The 12,961-nt window shown below is 43.6% G+C and carries 11 protein-coding genes; 3 read left to right on the forward strand and 8 right to left on the reverse strand.

Annotated features, from left to right (window positions below; genetic code table 11):
• Positions 1–148 precede the first annotated feature (148 nt).
• From vapC to DKT75_RS05495, 4 genes are all read right to left on the reverse strand, one after another.
• Entirely contained in the window at positions 149–553 is a 405-nt protein-coding gene (vapC, locus tag DKT75_RS05480; protein ID WP_211665191.1) for a type II toxin-antitoxin system tRNA(fMet)-specific endonuclease VapC, read from the reverse strand.
• Complete coding sequence (locus tag DKT75_RS05485) at positions 553–786, reverse strand: antitoxin (protein ID WP_109822424.1); 234 nt, start codon at positions 784–786, stop codon at positions 553–555. The genes vapC and DKT75_RS05485 overlap by 1 nt, the downstream gene beginning before the upstream one ends.
• A gap of 107 nt (positions 787–893) precedes the next feature.
• Positions 894–1,844, reverse strand: coding sequence for a hypothetical protein (locus DKT75_RS05490; RefSeq protein ID WP_109822425.1), 951 nt, complete (start codon positions 1,842–1,844; stop codon positions 894–896).
• A gap of 23 nt (positions 1,845–1,867) precedes the next feature.
• A complete protein-coding gene (locus DKT75_RS05495; RefSeq protein WP_109822426.1) occupies positions 1,868–2,437 on the reverse strand; it encodes a phosphoribosyltransferase in 570 nt (189 codons plus the stop codon).
• Between the two features lie 97 nt (positions 2,438–2,534).
• Here DKT75_RS05495 and DKT75_RS05500 point away from each other — a divergent pair, with 97 nt between their 5' ends.
• Positions 2,535–3,122: a phosphoribosyltransferase gene (locus DKT75_RS05500; RefSeq protein ID WP_109822427.1), complete on the forward strand. Its 588-nt coding sequence runs from the start codon at positions 2,535–2,537 to the stop codon at positions 3,120–3,122.
• Between the two features lie 172 nt (positions 3,123–3,294).
• Here the strand turns inward: DKT75_RS05500 and DKT75_RS05505 are convergent, their stop codons facing one another.
• From DKT75_RS05505 to nirB, 4 genes are all read right to left on the reverse strand, one after another.
• A complete protein-coding gene (locus DKT75_RS05505; protein ID WP_109822428.1) occupies positions 3,295–4,227 on the reverse strand; it encodes a DUF4238 domain-containing protein in 933 nt (310 codons plus the stop codon).
• A gap of 260 nt (positions 4,228–4,487) precedes the next feature.
• A complete protein-coding gene (locus DKT75_RS05510; RefSeq protein WP_109822429.1) occupies positions 4,488–7,157 on the reverse strand; it encodes a nitrate reductase in 2,670 nt (889 codons plus the stop codon).
• A 60-nt stretch (positions 7,158–7,217) separates the two neighbouring features.
• The gene (nirD, locus tag DKT75_RS05515; RefSeq protein WP_109822430.1) at positions 7,218–7,541 is read right to left on the reverse strand and encodes a nitrite reductase small subunit NirD; all 324 of its coding nucleotides are present in this window, start codon (positions 7,539–7,541) and stop codon (positions 7,218–7,220) included.
• Complete coding sequence (gene nirB / locus DKT75_RS05520; RefSeq protein WP_109822431.1) at positions 7,538–9,982, reverse strand: nitrite reductase large subunit NirB; 2,445 nt, start codon at positions 9,980–9,982, stop codon at positions 7,538–7,540. Before nirB ends, nirD begins: the two co-directional genes overlap by 4 nt.
• 415 nt (positions 9,983–10,397) lie before the next feature.
• Here nirB and DKT75_RS05525 point away from each other — a divergent pair, with 415 nt between their 5' ends.
• Entirely contained in the window at positions 10,398–11,744 is a 1,347-nt protein-coding gene (locus tag DKT75_RS05525; RefSeq protein ID WP_109822432.1) for a DUF1800 domain-containing protein, read from the forward strand.
• A gap of 10 nt (positions 11,745–11,754) precedes the next feature.
• Complete coding sequence (locus DKT75_RS05530; protein WP_109822433.1) at positions 11,755–12,900, forward strand: DUF1501 domain-containing protein; 1,146 nt, start codon at positions 11,755–11,757, stop codon at positions 12,898–12,900.
• Positions 12,901–12,961 lie beyond the last annotated feature (61 nt).

Here is a 12,961-nt window from a genome sequence, read left to right on the forward strand (position 1 = left end):
ATAATACAATCAGTGCAACATATATCTGATTGAAAAAATGAGTTAATTGGCATTACCACTTTAGTTCTCACAAAAAACAGATATGCTATGAGCACATATTATCACCAGCTAACTCTGGCACAACTGCACTTACTGCTTGAAACCAGCCTTACTCTAAAGGAAGCCAATTCTCCAACCTCAAACCATCAACACGCTCAAACTCTTTAATATTATTAGTTATTAGCACAGCATCCAAATAACGTGCATGTACTGCAATAAATAAGTCGTTACCACCAATTGGTGTACCTTCACGACGAAGTTGAGCACGAATATGTCCGTAGTATCTCCCAGCCTCTTCTGGCCAAGGTAGTACACTTATGTTTTGCAGAAACAATTCAAATTGTTCTCTGCGAGCCGCTCTTATTGAAGCTTGACTATTTTCTATGCCATACCAAAGTTCAGCACAAACAATACTTGATATACATAGGTCTGGCGTACTTCGGAAGCGTTGCTGTAATTCTAAAGACCGTCTTTTTAAAACATAAATACAGATATTCGTGTCTAGCATTACCATCAAAAGAAGTCCCTTTCTTGAGGAAGGTCATCTTCACGGTCAGCTAAAAAGTCATCATCAAATGCACTTGCTTGATTAAAAAAGTCGTCCCAAGAGGGCTTTTTTGCAGAGATGATAATATTGTCTCCCTGTCGAATCAGGTAGACCTCTTCTGTGTCGAAACGAAATTCTTTTGGTAATCGAATGGCTTGGCTTCGACCATTCATAAATACTTTTGCGGTTTGTGCTTGCATAGTAATTACCTCACTAATTTAGATATATATCAAATAGTATATACCACAAACAACGATTACTATACCTTTGATTTTTAATCGTTTATCAGAGGCTTTCGTATATTAAATTATCCACTGATATCCCAACACCAAACACTCTCAGACGTTAAATGCACACCACCAACCCAACGATCAACCTTAGACACATCAAGCCAATTAACCTTCCCCGCCAACACGCCTAACCCAGCTTCTGTGACAGTTAATTCCCGCCCCTCTAAAGCAGGCAAAGTTAACGCCTCTCCTTCAGAAACCTCAATCAAAGGCAGACTAGACCCAAGCAACTCATTAAGCACCACCCAAAAACTAGCATCCCCTAAGAACTTCCTCTCTTCCATTTTCTGCGTTTTAGAAAAGACCTTCATCAATGATTTCTCACCCTCAGAAATCACCTTCAACGCCTGCTCTGCCGTTCGAGATAAACCATTAAGACAACTCGGATACTCTTCCAACATCCTAACAACAGCACCTTCCAAAAAAGGTAAAGCCGAAGTTTCCTCACTCAAAAGCTCACACCACTTTTCAGGTGTGTCTGAGCGAAAAGCCGCCCAAGCCTTTGTAGATAAATTCAAGTGGGATTCTGTAACAGGCTGCTCATATTGCACAAGCAGCTTCATTTCGTCAGGTGAAAGCAGTCCCAAGTATTGGTCAGTACAAATGATTGATAACTCAACACCAACCAAGTCTTGCTGAGCAAACCAATCCAATATTTGAATGACTTGCAGCTGGTCATAAAGGTCATACTCAAACCATAAAATGACTTTTTGATATTCGCCAAAAGCCTTCAGCACGTTATCTCTTTCAACGAAGCATTCTGTAATTTCTTCGACAGTTCCCCAGCCTCGATCAGCAATAAACTGCGCCCTTACCTTAGACAACTCCTCAAGTGATAACCCCGCAGGAACCGGTCCTTCATGCAAGACATCACGCCAAGGCAGGAACTCACCAGAAATGCCTGCTTTTTTCATTATCTCAACGGCACAATCACCATTTGTAATATTTAATGTGCTGCTCACTGTCATGACTCACTCTGTAACTTGAGGCTTTACTTCACAGCTGGCAAATGATCCTTAAGAATCTCAAAAATCTCAGGTCGCTTCTGCTCCATTTCCTCAACCGTCAGCCCTTCCAACGAATGCGGATACTTCAACCAATCCGACGTTTCATGCACGACATAGTCAGGCGCAAAATCGACCTGATTTCGGCTAGGTTTATAATACGGCACGGCAATACGAATATCTTCTGGCGTATTCAAACGCGCTTGCGCCTTTAATGCGTTAATGATTGCTTCCACAGATCGGCCAGTATCGAACACATCATCGACAATCAATAAACGATCGTGGTGTTGAATATTTTTAACCAAATACTCCAAACCAAAGACTTTAACTTCGCGTGACTGATTATCAATCCCTGAATAGGACGAGGTACGAATCGCAATGTTATCCGTCGGCACGTTGTGAAACTCTAAGTACTCTTGAACAGCAATACCAATCGGTGCGCCACCACGCCACACAGCGATGATGAAAGTAGGTTTAAAACCTGACTCCAGCACTTGATGTGCTAATTTAAACGAGTCTTCCAGCAGATCTTGTGCGGTTAGATAAACTTTGTTCATAGTAAAACCGTTAACTTAGTCGTTAGTTGAGTGTAATCGACTTTATCAAAGCCGCATTAGTAGAGTATATTAATACTTTCACTTTGCACCTATCGCTATGAATAAGAAATTTCTTGATGAACAAAAACTCATTGAAGATGCTTTTAAACTGGGTGTAAACATCTTCGAGTCAGGCTGCAGGCCAACTTTCATCGTCGGTTTATGGCGTGGCGGTAGCTCAGTTGGTATTTATGTTCAAGAATGCCTTCAAGCCTTAGGTGTTGAGACGAACCATATTTCGCTGCGTACGTCCTATCGCGGACAACCCTCATATCATGAAATGGCGAATGCGCCCTCTTCTGATATTCGTGTGCATGGCACAGGTTTCTTGCTCGAACACTTAAATGCCGATGACTCACTGCTGATTGTGGATGACGTGTTTAGTACCGGAAAAAACATCGAAGCGGTGATCAACCGACTGAACTTCATACTTAAACGTAACATGCCTAAAGAAGTCAAAGTTGCGACACTGTGGCAACGTGCTTCGTATAAGTCGGTTGATATTAAACCTGATTTTGTATTGCACAAGACCGAAGATTGGCTCGTGTTTCCTTATGAAATGACAGGGTTAAGCTTGGATGAAATCGCTGAGCATAAGCCGTTTTTAGTGCCCTACTTGAAGCCTGAGCTTATTTCTGAGAATTGATTTTGGTGGCTTTAGTCTATAACTGCTTAGTAAGTATGCGGCCTTTCTGCAGTTTTTTGATCCAAAGCAAATAATTTCAATCTGAATATTGCACATACTCTCCAATGAATCTAACGCTCAAATAAACTTCGGCGTCAAAGCCGGCATCAGCCTTACTTTTCTTATTAGGTTATTACACAACAAGACGCTGAGAAGAACCTTTGAGTTTGCCAACCATTCGGGCTAATGTCTCTGACTTTTCAGAAGAATACACATACTGTGCCGCTGCAAGTGTAGTTCGTTTATTCATGTTCCTTGTATCAAATTTATCGAGTTGTACTGATGCGCAATCCAGAATATTGTATTGGCTTGACGTTCGCTTTATAGAAGGAGAGAAGATAAGCATAAGGTCCTTTCTGAGCGGAAGTGTCACTTCAGAAAGCGGATGCATTGGTCCAAAGTGGTCACCAACTTCTTCTCTATATTCTTCCGGCACTTGGAAGTAAACTGGATTATCAGAAGTAACGAAGGTCATTCCATCAGCTGGTACGGCGAAACTCCATATTTTTTCCTGCAATCTAGCAGCCCCCTCTGTAGCCATATTAATCATCGGCCTCAAGCTTACAAACGGCTCGATATCAATTTCTATTTCGCCACGTTCGTGTAACTCTTCAATTTTTTTTGGCAAAGTTCCATCAGCTTTGCTCTTAGCCACTATATGACCAAATGACATTTCCATTAATTTTTGATACGTCTCATTAATGCCTTCACGGAAACTTGGGACTCGAAAAAGCTGAATAGCTGCGAAAAAACTTAGAATTACACGTTCTTCATCAGTTAAAATCACTTTATTGCCGGTGCCAGGGAATTTGATCTTCTTAATCACCCGCGGAGACTCATCCTCTATCTTACAAAAGGCATTCTCCATAGACTCATGATCATTCGACCCATCTTCGCGTTTCTGGGCATAATAATGGTGTTTGGCACATATATATCTTATCGACTTTGCTTGGCGTGAGATCTCTCCAGTGTTTTTATCGTACTCCCAAATAAGTGATTTTTCTCCTTCTATTGTGAAGCCTCGAAGGTACCCCTGAGGAACGTAGTGATGATTATCTTTCGCCATAAGACTCAACTCTTTTTTACCTAATAATGGATCAATAAGGTCTAAGACCTTTTAATATATTATCAGGATTTAAGATTTTTTTTATGAGGTGCTTTACAATTTTTCAAGTATTAACGTTCATGAAAACAATAAACGTACGTCTATTCTGCAAGCTTTAAAACAGAACTCAGACCTGTGCCTAATAGTAGAATTAACAGTTCACTCAGAGCAAAGTATAAACCACCCTCAGCCATTGCAGCCAAGGGCGTAGATATTATTTCTTACAAAAAGCCTTTCAGCTCAGGAATACAAGAACCACAGTTAGTACCCGCCTTCAAGCAAGCCCCAATCTCTTCAACGCTACAAAGCTTCTGCGCTTGAATCGCCGATTTTATCGTCTTTTCACCGATATTAAAGCAAGAACAGACCACTTTACCCGTGTCTTCCATTGGCGTACTTGGCTTGCCAGACAGTAAACTCAGTCGCTCTTCTTTGTTCAATGACTCTTGAGTAAATAACTGTTTTAGCCAGTTGGTTGCAGGAAGCTCCTTAGCCGTTTGACTGACAAATACACAGCTCTCAAGCCTGTCATTCACAAAACGTGCACCTCGGTAAATTTGACGGGACTTGTCAAAGTACTCTGCCCAGTCACCTTTATCATCTGACTGACAAAGTAACTCACGACTCATCTCAGCCCAGTTTTCAGGCAGTTGTTCACCTGCCAAACTGTAGTACCAAGCGCCTTCGACTTTTTGACAGTGCCAGAAGCTCGCCATATCAAGATTGAGTTGGCGACGAGAGATTAGGAATCCATGCCAAACTGTATCAACGGCTTCAATCTCAACCGCTGAAAATTTAGACTCTGGTTGCCCTGACACAGGGTCAACAATAGGTGGCATAACATCACTAACCACCGACGAGCCACTAAACTGTTTCGTCCAGTGAATCGGTACAAATACATTACCTTTACGCAAACCTTTATCAAATTTGGCAGGTAAGCACAGCTCTCCGTATTCGTTGTGAACGCGTAGTAAGTCGCCCTCTTTAACGCCACGCATGTCGGCGTCGTCAGGGTTAAGCTCTACCGTAGGCTGTGAAACATGAGAGGACAAACGCGCCGAAGTACCAGTACGTGTCATGGTATGCCAGTGATCCCGCACGCGCCCCGTGTTGAGTATTAGGGAGTACTCATCAGAGGTTTGTGTGGCCGGCATTTCAGCGGATACACTGATAAATCGGGCTTTGCCATTCGGCGTGAAGAATTTTCCATCTTCAAATAAACGCTGAGTACCTACTAGGGAACCATCAGCATTTTCTTTTAGCGGCCATTGAAAAGGTTGCAGTGCGTCAAACTCTTCTACTGACAAATCTGCCAGTGGAGAGATATCGAAACAACGCTCGCCTTCATTTTTGTAACCACTTAACGCTGCATGTTCACGGAAAACATCCAGTGAAATATCATATTGGAACTGCTCTGCATGACCCATTTTGTGAGCTACTTCGGTAATGATCTGCCAGTCAGGCTTTGCTTCACCGGGAGCATCAAGAAATGGTCGTTGACGAGAAATAGCTCGCTCACTATTCGTCACGGTTCCATTACGCTCACCCCACGTTAACGCAGGTAGGCGAATGTTCGCGTACTTCAGCGTATCGGTGTTGGATACACAGTCAGACACGATGACGTTTTCACACATGTCGAGTGCTTCACGCACGCGATTAGTGTTTGGCAAACTCACTGCTGGGTTGGTCGCCATGATCCAAACGGCTTTTATTTTTCCGCTATGAACGGCTTCAAAAAGATCGACCGCTTTCAAGCCTTGTTTTGGTGCAATCGTTGGCGATTGCCAAAAATCCTGCACCAATTGGCGACTTTCAGAGTTTTCTATCTCCATGTGCGCTGCAAGCATGTTGGCTAGTCCACCAACCTCGCGTCCACCCATGGCATTTGGCTGACCGGTGAATGAGAACGGCCCCATTCCTGGCTTACCAATTTTTCCTGTCAGCAAGTGGCAGTTGATTAAGGCATTACCCTTATCAGCACCGCTTGAGGACTGGTTTACGCCTTGTGAAAAGACAGATACGACCTTGTCAGTTGAGGCAAATAAGGCGTAAAACGCGTTTACTGCTTCAACTGACAAGCCGCATTGCTCAGCGACTGCCACAACATCTTTTGCGCTTGTTTTTGCTTCATTAATTGCGCCTACCGAGTTATCGGTATGCTGTGCGACAAAAGCAGTCGCCGTGTGCCCGTTGTCTGCTAAGTAAGCTAGCAAACCATTAAACAGGAACGCATCACTACCCGGTTTTAGCGGTAAGTGAAGGTCAGCAAGATCCGCTGTTTGTGTTTCACGTGGATCAATCAAAACGACTCTAAGCGCGGGATTTTCCTTCTTTGCAGCAACCATTCGTTGATACAAAACAGGGTGACACCACGCGGTATTGCTACCGATCAAGACGATTAAGTCGGTTTGCTCTAAATCTTCATAGTTGCAAGGTACTAAGTCCTCACCAAACGCTCGCTTGTGTGCCACTACTGCGGATGACATACATAACCGCGAGTTGGTATCGATGTTTGCCGAGCCAATGAATCCTTTCATTAGCTTGTTGGCAACATAGTAGTCTTCGGTCAGTAACTGGCCTGAGACATAGAAGGCCACGGCTTCTGAGCCGTGTTCTTCTATAATGCTGTTAAAGCGTTGTGCTACCTCGGTAGAGGCCACATCCCAGCTGACTTGTTTACCCTCGATTTCTGGGTATAACAAGCGCTGTGGATTATCCAGCGTGTCACCAAGTGCCATGCCTTTTGAGCATAGTCGTCCAAGGTTAGCCGGGTGTTTCTGGTCAGGTGTGACCTTCACTGCCCCGTCTAGGCCTTGTTCTACCTTGACGCCACACCCTACACCACAATATGGGCAAGTTGTGCTTACTGGATTACTGCTTAATTCAGACATGTTTACCTACTTCGCGGTTATCTTCACACACTTTGGGCTGCACGCTTTTGCATGCAATACTTAGCCTTTCGCTGTTAGGTTTAGCAAGACTTTGCCTTGCTCAACTTTGACAGGAAACACGTTGGTACAACCTTCGTCAGCGCCTAATGCAGAGCCGCTAGCAAGGTCAATTTTCCAATTGTGTAATGGGCAAGTGACCGAGCTGCCGTGCATAATGCCTTGTGATAATGGCCCTTGTTTATGCGGACACTCATCACGAATCGCAAACACTTGATCATCGGTTGTTCTAAACAATGCAATATTTGAACCAACATCCGACTCTACAATGCGAGAACCTAGTACCGGAATGTCTTCCAGTGCAACTACTTCAATCCACTCACTCATACTAATTCTCCTAACGCTGATACTTTAATCGGTGCAAATTCAAGCGCTTCCACGCCTTTAGCACGTTCTTTCCAAGGGTCGATCTGTGCATTTTTCTGAGAGATTGCAAAACGCTCAGCAAGTGTCTCTCTCTGCTCAGCAGTTTCTAATGCTTCCTTCACTCTTTCTAGACCAATACGCTCAACCCATGGTGCTGTACGCTCAAGGTAGTGTGCATCTTCGCGATAGAACTGTGTAAATGCCGCACAATATTCGATAACTTCTTCTTCTGTTTCAACTTTACAAAGGAAGTCTGTTACACGAACAGTGATACCACCGTTACCAGCGACATGTAGCTCATAACCAGAGTCAACACAGATAATGCCGAAATCTTTGATCGTTGCTTCTGCACAGTTACGTGGGCAACCAGACACTGCAATCTTGAACTTATGTGGCATCCAAGAGCCCCATGTTAGCTCTTCCAGCTTTACACCCAGACCTGTTGAGTCTTGTGTTCCAACACGACACCAGCGCTTACCAATACAAGTCTTTACTGTACGTAAACCTTTTGCGTAAGCGTGTCCTGAGACAAAGCCTGCTTCACTTAGGTCATGCCAAATTGCTGGTAGCTCTTCTTTCTTAATACCGAATAAGTCAATACGCTGACCACCCGTAACCTTCATTTCAGGTACTTTGAACTTGTCTGAAATATCGGCGATGTCACGTAGGTTTTGAGCAGTACATAAACCACCAAACATACGAGGAACGACTGAATAAGTACCGTCTTTCTGGATGTTTCCGTGTACACGCTCATTAACGAAACGAGACTGTGGATCATCTTGGTAAGTTAGTGGGAACGCACATAGTAGGTAATAGTTAAGCGCCGGACGACAGCTTGCGCAACCGTCAGGGTTAGTCCAGTTAAACTGTTCACGAACCGCTTTCATTGTCGTCAACTGCATATTAACGATGCCTTGACGTACTTCTTCGTGGTTCGCATCTGTACAGCCACATACTGGCTTTGCTTTCGGTGCTGCAAGCTCTGCGCCTGTTGCAAATGCAATGACTGATTCTACTAGACCAGTACATGAGCCACATGACGCTGATGCTTTCGTGTGAGCTTGTACTTCAGCTAAAGTCGTTAGGCCTTTTGCTTTGATTTCATTAACGATTGTGCACTTGCTAACACCGTTACAACCACAGATCTCTGCGTCGTCTGGCATTGCTGCGATACGCTCTAGCGGGTCAGTATCTGATGAGCCTGCTGCTTGACCAAAGATCAATGTGTCACGGAATTCTGAAACATCCATCTCGTCTTTGATCATTTGGAAGAACCAGCCGCCATCAGCGGTGTCTCCGTACATGACAGCGCCTTTGATGATGTTATTTTCTAGGACTACTTTCTTGTAGACACCCGCTGATACATCTTGGAAAACAATCTCTTCTGAGTTGTCGTTACCAACGAAGTCACCGGCTGAAAATAAGTCGATACCCGTTACTTTCAGTTTTGTTGAAGTAACTGTACCTAGGTAACGCGCAATTCCCATCTCTGCAAGGTGATTAGCACATACTTTAGCCTGGTCCCAAAGAGGTGCTACAAGTCCGTAAGCGATACCACGATGCTGCGCACACTCACCGACTGCATATATTTTAGGGTCATACGTTTGCATGGTGTCATCAACAATAAGACCACGCTCACAATGTAAACCTGCTGATTGGGCGAGTGCGATGCTTGGTTTGATACCAACTGCCATCACTAGTAGGTCTGCTTTTACTTCTGTGTCGTCATTGAAGCGTAAGCCTGTCACACGCTCGCCACCTAATACTTCAGCACTGCTGTGCTCCATTAGGAAGTTCATGCCACGCTCTTCTAGTGACTTACGCAGCATCGTTGCAGCAGGTGTATCTAACTGACGATCCATTAGGCTTGCACCAAGGTGAACAACTGAAACAGTCATTCCCTGCTTCATTAATCCATTTGCTGCTTCAAGTCCAAGCAGACCACCACCGATGACAACTGCATGCTCATACTTTTTAGTCGCCGCCATCATGGTGTTAACGTCTTTGATGTCACGGAAGCCGATGACACCTTCTTTGTTCGCACCCGGAATTGGTAACATGAATGGCGTTGAGCCTGTTGCGATGATCAACCGATCGTAAGGCACGCTCATGCCGCAATCCGTTGTCACTACCTGCTCTTTACGCTGAATTTTGGTAACTTTTTTGTCTGTGTGTAGTGTGATGTTGTTATCTTCATACCACTGAAGATCATTCAACATAATCTCATCGACTGTTTTTTCACTTGCCAGTACTGGCGACAGCATGATTCGGTTGTAGTTACCGTAAGGCTCTTCACCAAAGACTGTTATGTTGTAACGATCTGCGTCGAGCTTTAGTAACTCTTCAAGCGTTCGCACACCAGCCATTCCGTTTCCGATCAAGACCAAATTCTGTTTAAGCATTAACTCATCTCCCTAAAAAGCAAAAAGCCCTGAACTGTCCAAATATTACTCAGACGATTCAGGGCTTCTTTACCCGGATTAATACTGCGCAGCGACACGCAAAATGTAATGTATGTATTGCGATTCCCATCGCCGTTGACGGGAGCAATAACTGTTATATAACAATAAGCAAAAGTTGTGCCATAAACAGTAATGACTTTTTTATCAACAACTTAAGTTTATTCTGGTTGTTTTTTATGATTATTAATTGATATTTTGCTCACCATTGGTGCGGGTAATTGACGTTGGTTAACCATATGTAAGGAGACACGTAATAAGATATGACCAATAATAAGCTTCAATAGCGCGCTGCTGTACACGCTAATAAGTCTATAAATAATGAATAAACAATTACTATTCTGAATGGTATTTACCTATGGCTACACTCACATTCGAGCAAAGCAAACACCTCGTTGAAAGGTCTGGCATTGGGGCAGAGTTGGAGATGATTGAAATATTATCTCAGATGACTAAACCGCAAGCAATCGACTACCTGTTAAATATGCCTACGGATTATTTAGTGCCACTACCTCGATTCTCATCTTTTGATGAGGTGAGAAAAGTACGAAATGAAAAAGGCCCTGACAGTCGCTTTAAAGCTAATAAAATGGTCAGAAAAGAGCGCGGTATCCTGCAAAGGTGGGCGATTAGCCAACTTCTAGAAAACCCAACAGCACTTCAAGAGCGTATGACGTGGTTTTGGCACAACCACTTTACAAGCTCCATTGTCAGATCCTCTAGAACGATTGACTTAATGAAAAATCAAACGCTGCTAATGAGAGAGCAGGCACTAGGAAACTATGCTGATTTACTAAAACGGATTAGCTTTGACCCACTTATGCTGGTCTACCTTGATGGGCAGAGTAATAAAAAAGGCAAACCAAACGAAAATTTTGCACGTGAGCTATTAGAATTATTTACACTTGGTGAAGGTAACTACACCGACCAAGACGTCAAAGAAGTGGCCAGGGCTTTTACTGGTTGGCGCTTGAATAAGAACAACAAAGCGGTACTTGGCAAAAGAAACTACGATAGCGGCCAGAAAGTTATTTTAGGCAAGCAAGGGCGTTTTGATAGTCACGATGTTTTAAATATCTTACTTAAGCATCCTAAAACAGCTGAGTTTGTCGCAACTAAACTGTGGTATGAGTTTGTCAGCACCGATACCCCAGAAACAGCAACAATAAAACGCTGGGCGCATACATTACGTAGTAATAACTATGAGATCAAACCACTGTTGAAAGATATTTTCTCTAGTGATGCTTTCTGGGATGGAAAGTACAAGGGTACGTTGATTAAGTCACCTATGGATATAATCATAGGGACGACCAGAACGCTCGACCTCGAAGATAAAAACCTTCCTGTTCAGTCGCTTCATGCGCAGCTAAAAAGGATGGGGCAAGAACTCTATAATCCACCTAATGTTAAAGGCTGGCCAGGTGGAGCTGCTTGGGTTGATGGAATTACATTGCCGGTAAGACAGCAATTTCTTAGACGCTTGACTCGTGGTAATAATAACAACCAAAAAGCGCCATCCCAAATGATGATGCAGGCTCAAGCTAAAAAAGCAAAAGAAATGCCTCCGACTGCAACGCCAACGCTACCTATTGAAATGTGGGAGGCTTGGTTATTACCCATCCCAGCCATCACACCCATCAAATCTAAACAACCACGTCAACGCCTACAAGCGTTGTTACTTGATCCTGCCTACCAACTGAAGTGAGGACACTATAATGAACAGAAGAGAATTCATTCAACTATCAAGCCTGCTTCCAACACTAGGCTTATCAAGCAATATTTTTGCTAAAGCAAATCAGGCGAAAGCTCCGATATTATTATTAGTCGAGCTGAAAGGCGCAAATGATGCACTCAATACCTTAGTACCTATTGATGATGATAACTACCGAAAACTGCGTCCTAAGCTTGCGTTAAAGACTACTGACACCATCGCTCTCAATGAGGGTTTTGCAATGCATAAAGCGTTACAACCTCTTATGAAGCATTGGAGTGCAGGCGAGATGGCCTGGCTTCATGGGCTTGGTTATAGTAACCCTAACCGCTCTCACTTCCGCTCAATAGAAATTTGGGAGTCAGGCAGTGACTCTGATGACTATGACACTGAAGGTTGGTTATCAAAACTCTATACAACAAGAACAGACCATCTGACTGGGGTTGTTATTGGTAGTGACGCCGGCCCTATGGCAGGAGAGACTCTAGACACACTCGTTATGGAAGATGCCAAAAGCTATGAAGCGCTCGCGAAACGCCTAAAAGCTGTTCGAGCAGAAACGTCTAACAATGCATTATCACGAATTTTGGACGTTCAAAATAACGTACAACAAAATGCCAAGTCAGTTATTCAAACATTAAATGGGGGGCAAAGCAGTAAAACAACGTTCCCTAAAAACAAGTTCGGAAAGCAGCTTGAGCAAGCAGCACACTTAGTGCGAAATGATCTAGGCGCTAGCATCTATAAAGTTGAACTAGGTGGATTTGACACTCACAGGGGACAACTAAAAACTCAAGACCGACTACTAAAACAACTCGCTCAAGGCCTTTCAGCTTTCGCAGAAGAAATGAAACAGCATGGTCAGTGGGATAACGTTGTTGTCATGACCTATTCGGAGTTTGGTCGACGTGCAGCAGAGAATAAAAGTGGCGGAACCGACCATGGTACTGCGGCGGCTCATTTTGTGATGGGTGGGCGTGTACGTGGTGGTTTTCATGGAAAAGCGCCAAGACTAGATCAACTAGATAATAACGGTGATCTAATTTATACGTCAGATTTCCGTTCGCTGTATAACACAGTTGCGACTCAATGGTTAAAGAGGCCATCGCCTTGGTCAAGCTTTGCACCCTTCTCGTTAATACATACCTAAATGGCATAAAAAAAGAGAGCTGAATATTACAGCTCTCTTTCTTCTAACAAACAACTAAAAC

Source organism: Leucothrix arctica, from assembly GCF_003172895.1.
GTDB classification, from domain to species: domain Bacteria; phylum Pseudomonadota; class Gammaproteobacteria; order Thiotrichales; family Thiotrichaceae; genus Leucothrix; species Leucothrix arctica.

What these genes read in the sequence shown, in the direction of transcription:
- DKT75_RS05490 (WP_109822425.1), bottom strand. Translation starts at nt 1,844, where the DNA reads ATGACAGTGAGCAGCACATTAAATATTACAAATGGTGATTGTGCCGTT.
- nirD (WP_109822430.1), bottom strand. Translation starts at nt 7,541, where the DNA reads ATGAGTGAGTGGATTGAAGTAGTTGCACTGGAAGACATTCCGGTACTA.
- nirB (WP_109822431.1), bottom strand. Translation starts at nt 9,982, where the DNA reads ATGCTTAAACAGAATTTGGTCTTGATCGGAAACGGAATGGCTGGTGTG.
- DKT75_RS05530 (WP_109822433.1), top strand. Translation starts at nt 11,755, where the DNA reads ATGAACAGAAGAGAATTCATTCAACTATCAAGCCTGCTTCCAACACTA.
- DKT75_RS05495 (WP_109822426.1), bottom strand. Translation starts at nt 2,437, where the DNA reads ATGAACAAAGTTTATCTAACCGCACAAGATCTGCTGGAAGACTCGTTT.
- DKT75_RS05500 (WP_109822427.1), top strand. Translation starts at nt 2,535, where the DNA reads ATGAATAAGAAATTTCTTGATGAACAAAAACTCATTGAAGATGCTTTT.
- DKT75_RS05485 (WP_109822424.1), bottom strand. Translation starts at nt 786, where the DNA reads ATGCAAGCACAAACCGCAAAAGTATTTATGAATGGTCGAAGCCAAGCC.
- DKT75_RS05510 (WP_109822429.1), bottom strand. Translation starts at nt 7,157, where the DNA reads ATGTCTGAATTAAGCAGTAATCCAGTAAGCACAACTTGCCCATATTGT.
- DKT75_RS05525 (WP_109822432.1), top strand. Translation starts at nt 10,398, where the DNA reads ATGGCTACACTCACATTCGAGCAAAGCAAACACCTCGTTGAAAGGTCT.
- vapC (WP_211665191.1), bottom strand. Translation starts at nt 553, where the DNA reads ATGGTAATGCTAGACACGAATATCTGTATTTATGTTTTAAAAAGACGG.
- DKT75_RS05505 (WP_109822428.1), bottom strand. Translation starts at nt 4,227, where the DNA reads ATGGCGAAAGATAATCATCACTACGTTCCTCAGGGGTACCTTCGAGGC.